The sequence below is a fragment of the Streptomyces sp. NPDC005070 genome (assembly GCF_053600395.1).
In genome coordinates this window covers 1-6,358 of the sequence record NZ_JBSFZS010000229.1, presented here as the reverse complement: position 1 = coordinate 6,358, position 6,358 = coordinate 1, and the positions used below count along the sequence as shown (strand labels likewise).

Below are 6,358 nucleotides of genomic sequence, written 5' to 3'. Positions count from 1 at the left end.
CGCTGCTCCAGCAGGGCGGGGAGGCCACGCAGGAGCGGCGTGTCGGCCAGCTCGTCCAGGGGCTGGTGCCCGTTCGCGGCGAGCCGTCGCGCGAGGTCGGCGAGCGCGTCCTCGATGTCGACACCGGGGGACTCGATCAGACCGTCGGTGTAGAGGGCGAGCACCGACCCGGGGACGAGCGGCACCTCGGTCGTCGGATAGACGGCGTGGGCGTCGATCCCCAGCAGCGGTCCGCCCGCCAGGTCGAGCACCTTCACCTTGCCGTCCGGCCGGAGCAGCAGCGGCGGCGGATGCCCCGCCCGGGCCATCACCGCGACCCCGCGCGCCGGGTCCAGGCGCAGATACAGACAACTGGCGAACAGCTCGGTGCCCAGGTCGATGAGCAGCCGGTTGGTGCTCCCCATCACCTCCTCCGGCGCCTGGCCGACCGCCGTGTACGCGCGGACGGCGGTACGGATCTGCCCCATCAGCCCGGCCGCCGTCACGTTGTGCCCCTGTACGTCCCCGATCACCGCCGCCGCCCGGCCGTTCGAGGACACCATGTCGTAGAAGTCCCCGCCGATGTCCATGCCCTGGGTCGCCGGCAGATAGCGCGCCGCCGCCTCCACCGAGGCCAACGGCGGCAGCGACGCCGGCAGCAGCGCGGCCTGCAGCCCCTGTGCGAGCTGGAGCTTGGCGTCGTAGAGCAGGGCGCGCTCCAGCGCCTGGGCGATCAGCCCGCTCAGACTGGTCAGCACCGCGCGCTCGTCGGCCGCGAAGTGATGGGACTGCGTGTACCCGAGGACGCAGGCGCCCACCGGCCGCCCGGAGGCGACCAGTGGCAGGTACGCCCACGCGCCCATGCCGTCGGGTGTGGCGTTCCGCGTCGGGTACAGCCGCTCCAACTGCTCGCGCGAGTCGAAGAACGCGGGCACCCCGGTGTTCAGCGCCTGGGTGCCCGGGGTCTGCTCGCTCAGCGGCAGCCCGTTGAAGCGCTCCACGAGGTGCGCGTCCGGATAGCCCCGGTGTCCGAGGACGTGCATGCGCCCGGCCCGGCTGGCGAGGACGACGAGGGACTGGCTGCCGACGGCGGGCGAGATCTCGTCCGCCACGAGCTGCACCACGTCCTGCACGCCCGCCGCCTCCGTCAGCGCGCTCGCCAGGCTCAGCACATGGGAGATCGTCACCAGACGGGGGCTGCCGTCGCGTTGCTGCGGTCCCGCGCGCGTCATCTCCGACACCGGCCGGGCCCGCGAGATGCGCACGCTCAGCCCGCTCGTACTCGGATACAGCCGGAACGACAGCCATTCGCCCGGCGGACGCAGCGCGACGAAGGAGGTCACGTGCTGGCTGATCAGCGCCGCCCGGTAGCGGTCCTCGTAGACCGGGTCGTTCAGCCAGGGCACGGCCGCCCACAACTGGGTGCCCAGGAGACCGCTGACGGGCACCCCGAGCAGCTCGGCCGTCGCCGCGTTCGCGAAGCCGACCCGCCCGTGCAGATCCAGCGAGCACAGTCCGTACGGCAGCCGCCCCACCATCCGCGCCGCCTCCACCGAGCCGAGCGTGCCGCCCGGCGCCGTGAGGGACGGCGTGAGCAGGTCCGGCTCCGCGTGCAGCGGGCGGTTCTCCGCGGCGGCGCGCTCCAGCCGCAGCGCGAGCCGGTCGCAGGCCGCCGTGAGGCGATCGCGCTCCCGGTCGGTGAGGTCGGGCGGATGCGAGCCGGGCCAGGTCACGTAGACGGCCCCGTACACCGTGGCGGGCGTCGCCACCGGAAGCGCGGCGAGGGCGAACGGATACGGGAGCACCACCGCGATCCGGGGATACCTGCGGGCCATCTCCTGCTCGCCCCCCACCCAGACCAGCCGCCGCCCCCGTACCGCCTCGGCGACCGGGATCGGCGCGTTGAGCCCCACACGCTCCCACGGCGCGGCGAAGGCCCGGGGCAGTCCCGCGGAGACCGTCATCTCCAGCACCGGCTCCTGGGCGGACAGCAGATAGACGGCTCCCGAGTGGGCGTCCACGTCGTCCAGCATCGCGGCCAGCGCCAGCGACAGCAGCGGACGTCCCACGGGGGCCGGCCGACCGGCCGGCGCCTGCGCGGTCTCCTGTCCGTCGGACACGGCGACCACCTCCTCGCGGGGCCGTCCACGACCTCCGCCCTCCAGGGGACAAGGCTCCTCCCTGTCGGCCGATCGCGCACGGCGAGCCGCCCCGTCCGCCCCGGCAGGCGCCCGGCCCGGCGACCCGTCCCGGCCGGGCGGGACACGAACCGTCACTTTCGTCATGAGAGCACTGTGTGAACCACATGAACCCCGGCGGATTCGATTTCGTTCGATCGGCCGTCCCGCACGGCCTTCACCGCAGGCCCGACGCGTTCGGAACGGTCACAGGGGCTGCGCCCGAGCCCGGGAAGCGCTGTAATGACGGCGTGGTCAGTGAGGGTGCTGCGGAACGCGGAACGAGAACGTCGCGTGCCGAACTTGCCCTGAAGACGCTCACCGCGGATCTCGACCCGCGCGAACGGCTGCACCGCCTGCTGGAACAGGCACTCGTCTTCACCGGTGCGGCCGTGGCCGCCGTGTACTCACCGAGTGTGAGCGGCGGTGAACTGCATCTGGCCGACTCCGCGGGGGTGCCCAGGACGCTGTACGGGCTCCGCGACAGCTACCCCCTGTCCGGCGGCTCCCCGGCCGCCGAGGCCCTGCGCTCGGGACAGCCGTGCTGGCTCGGACCGGAGGAGCTCGCCCGCTGCGCCGACGCCCGGCGGGTGGCCTCCCAGGACTTCTCGCTGGCCGTACTGCCCCTGCGGGACAACGGCTGCATGGTCGCCGCCAGCGACGGCCCCGGCGGCTTCGGCGACGAGGACCGGGCCTGCCTCGGGCTGATCGCCGAAGCCGTCGTCGTCCCGCCCGCGCCGCCGGACGCGGCGGCGGACCTGCCCGCCAGCTCGTTCAGCCTCGCCATGGACACCGGACACGTCGAGGTCGACCACGACGTGCTCGACCTGTTCGGACTGTCCCCCACCGCCTTCGACGGCAAGGTCGAGACCCTGCTGTCGATGGCCGTGCCCGAGGATCTCCCGGCACTGATGTCCGCGGTCGAACCGGACCACACGTCGGTGGGCGACCGCGAGCTGGAGTTCCGTATCCACCAGCCGTCCGGCGGCCACAAGTGGCTCCGGCTGCGCGCCCGGCTGCTGCCCTCCGCCGAGGGCCGCCCCGCACGGCTCGTGGGCACCGTCTCCGACGCCTCCAAGCTGCGCTCCGGCCTGAACGACGTGGGCCGCGTCCAGCGCCTCGCCGCCGCCCTCGCCACCGCCGGCACCGTCCGCGACGTCGGCCAGGCAGTCGTCGCCGCCCTGCGCAAGCCCCTCCAGGCCGACCGGATCGCCGTCGCCGAACTGGAGGGCGACCGTCTCGTCGTCACACTCCTGGACCCGCCTCAGCCGGAGTTCTGGCCGGAGCTGTGGCGCAGTGAATGGCGCTCGGAGTGGCCCGACGCCCCGGTCCGGGCCATGCCCACGCTCGCCGCGGCCCTCAACGAGGGGCGGCCCGCCATCTGGCCCGCCGGCGCGGACCTGGAGCCCGCGCTCGCCGAGGTCGGCCCCGGCGGACTCGCCGTCCTGCCGCTGCCCGCGGGCGGCCGCATGGCCGGCGCCTGCCTGATCGGCTGGGACGCCCCGCACGAGTTCGGCCCCGAGGAACGAGCGCTGCTCACCGCCTCCGCGGGCCTCGCCGGGCAGGCCCTGGTGCGCGCCCACGCGTTCGACGCCGAGCACGAACTGATCTCCATGCTCCAGCGGACCCTGCTCCCACGCCGGCTGCCCCGTCTGCCCGGCGCGGTCGCCGTCGCCCGCTATCTGCCCACCACGTCGGGCCTGGACGTCGGCGGCGACTGGTACGACGTCATCCCGCTGCCCGACAACCACGTCGCCCTCGTCATCGGTGACGTGCAGGGGCACAACGCCTCGGCCGCGACCGTCATGGGCCAGATGCGCACCGCCCTGCGCGCCTACGCCGTCGAGGGCCACCCGCCGGACGTGGTGGTCTCGCACGCCAACCGGCTCCTGCTCGATCTGGAGACCGACCTCTTCGCCACCTGCTGCTATGTCGACATCGACATTGAGGAGGGGTCCGCCTGGTATGTGCGCGCCGGACACATCCCGCCGGTACTGCGTCACTCGAACGGCCGCACCGAGGTCCCCGAGTCGGAGACCGGGCCGCCCCTGGGTGTCATCCGGCAGGCCGACTTCCCCATGAGCCCGCTCAGACTCCAGCCCGGCACCATCGTCGCGCTGACCACCGACGGTCTGGTCGAGTCCGTCGAGGTCGACATCGAGGACGGTCTGAAGCGTCTCGCCGAGGGACTGGCCGGCTCCGACCCCGCCCACCTCGGTCTCGTCGCCGACGAACTGCTCACGGGCGCCAACCGCAGCGACGACGTGGCCCTCCTGCTGATGCGGTACGACGGCATGGAGGTCCTGCCGCTCCGCGAGAGCTGGACCGTCTGGCGGGTCCCCGAGGCGGTCCGGCACGCCCGCCGCTACACCCGGCGCGCCCTGCGGAGCTGGGGCGTCGGCGCGTACACGGACGCCGCCCTGCTGATCGTCTCGGAGCTCGTCACCAACGCCCTGGTGCACACCGACGGCCAGGTCAGGCTCGACCTCACCCTCGTCAACCACCGCCTGCGCATCGCGGTCGCCGACAACTCGCCCCGCACGCCGATCAAGCCCACCAGCATCGGCTGGGAGGCCACCGGGGGCCGGGGCATCCTGCTCGTCGAGGCGATGTCGGCGACCTGGGGCACGGTGCCGGTGAGCGGCGGGAAGCAGGTCTGGAGCGAGATCGCGCTCGACTGACGAGGTGAAGCCGTGCGGCTGCTGCTCATGTCCGACACCCACCTGCCCCAGCGGGCCCGGGAACTCCCGGCCGCGCTGCTCGCCGAGCTCCTCTCGGCCGACGTCGTGATCCACGCGGGGGACTGGGTGGACACCGCCGCCCTCGACCTGCTGGAGGCCCGGTCCCGGCGGGTCATCGGGGTGTACGGCAACAACGACGGCCCGGCGCTGCGGGCCCGGCTCCCCGAGATCGCCCGCGCCGAGCTGGGCGGCCTGCGCTTCGGTGTCGTCCACGAGACCGGCTCCGCGCAAGGCCGCGAACAGCGCTGCGCGCGGCGCTTTCCCGACCTCGACGTCCTGGTCTTCGGCCACAGCCACATTCCCTGGGACAGCACCGCGTCCACCGGGCTGCGCCTGCTCAACCCCGGCTCACCGACCGACCGCCGCCGCGAGCCGTACTGCACGTACATGACCGCGACGGCGGCCGGCGGCCGGCTCACCGGACCGACCCTGCACCGGCTGCCCCCGCGCACCGGCTGATCCCGCGGCCACCGGGCGGGCGCGGGTCATCCGGCGCCGGGCGTGCCCGGCTCACCGGGGATGGATCGCCCCGCCTCTGGCTGCCAGGGGCAGCCCGCTGCCGCCCCAGCGCAGCGCGATGATCTCCGCGGCGACGGACACGGCCACCTCCTCCGGTGTACGGGCTCCGAGGTCGAGGCCGACGGGGGAGCGCAGCCGGGACAGCTCGCGCTCCGGCACACCGGCCGCGCGCAGCCGTTCCAGGCGGTCGTCGTGGGTGCGGCGGCTGCCCATCGCCCCGATGTACGCGGCCGGGCGGCGCAGTGCCTCCTCCAGCAGGGGCACGTCGAACTTGGGGTCGTGTGTCAGGACGCAGATCACCGTGCGCGCGTCGGTCGGCGTGCCGCTCAGGTAGTGGTGCGGCCAGTCCACGACGACCTCCACGGCCGCCGGGAAGCGCTCGGGCGTGGCGAACACCGGACGGGCGTCGCACACCGTGACCCGGTAGCCGAGGAAGGCCCCGATGCGGGCCACGGCGGACGCGTAGTCGATCGCGCCGAAGACGAGCATGCGCGGCGGCGGCGCGAAGGAGTGCAGAAAGACGGTGACGGCGTCCTCGCGCCGCTCACCGTGCGGCCCGTAGTGCCGACGCCCCGTCGCCCCCTGAGCCAGCTCTCCCCGCGCGTCGGCGGCGACGGCGACATCCAGCCCCCCGGACCCGAGCGACCCGACGACCCCGGCGTCCGGGTCCCTCGGCCCGGGTGGGGCGGGGGTGGTGCCGTTCGGGTCTGCCGGGCCGGCGGCGCCGTCCGGGCTCGCCGAGTCGGGCGTGCTGTCCGGGCCTGCTGGGCCGGGCGTGCTGTTCGGGCCTGCCGAGCCGGGCGCGCCGTTCGGGCCTGCCGAGCCGGGCGCGCCGTCCCGGCCGGTGGAGGTCGTCGAGCCGGGGGTCCCGGCCTCGGCCGGGGTCTTGCAGATCGCCGGCGTCCTGGTGCTCGCGGCCGGGGTGTCCAAGGCGTTCGAGAA

The 6,358-nt window shown here is 74.4% G+C and carries 4 protein-coding genes; 2 read left to right on the top strand and 2 right to left on the bottom strand.

Annotation, left to right across the window (positions count from 1 at the left end; translation table 11 throughout):
- The coding region (locus tag ACWEBX_RS36310) for a SpoIIE family protein phosphatase (protein ID WP_451889008.1) at window positions 1-2,108 on the bottom strand (2,108 nt) is incomplete at its 3' end.
- Between the two features lie 299 nt (window positions 2,109-2,407).
- Here ACWEBX_RS36310 and ACWEBX_RS36305 point away from each other — a divergent pair.
- Both ACWEBX_RS36305 and ACWEBX_RS36300 read left to right on the top strand, forming a co-directional pair.
- Entirely contained in the window at window positions 2,408-4,837 is a 2,430-nt protein-coding gene (locus ACWEBX_RS36305) for a SpoIIE family protein phosphatase (RefSeq protein WP_451889007.1), read from the top strand.
- A 12-nt stretch (window positions 4,838-4,849) separates the two neighbouring features.
- Window positions 4,850-5,356 (top strand): metallophosphoesterase family protein, encoded by a 507-nt coding sequence (locus ACWEBX_RS36300; protein WP_451889006.1) that lies wholly within the window; start codon window positions 4,850-4,852, stop codon window positions 5,354-5,356.
- Window positions 5,357-5,407: 51 nt separating this feature from the next.
- On the opposite strand, the gene ACWEBX_RS36295 is transcribed toward ACWEBX_RS36300, so the two are convergent.
- A partial coding sequence (locus tag ACWEBX_RS36295) for an XdhC family protein (RefSeq protein WP_451889005.1) occupies window positions 5,408-6,358 on the bottom strand: 951 nt, incomplete at its 5' end.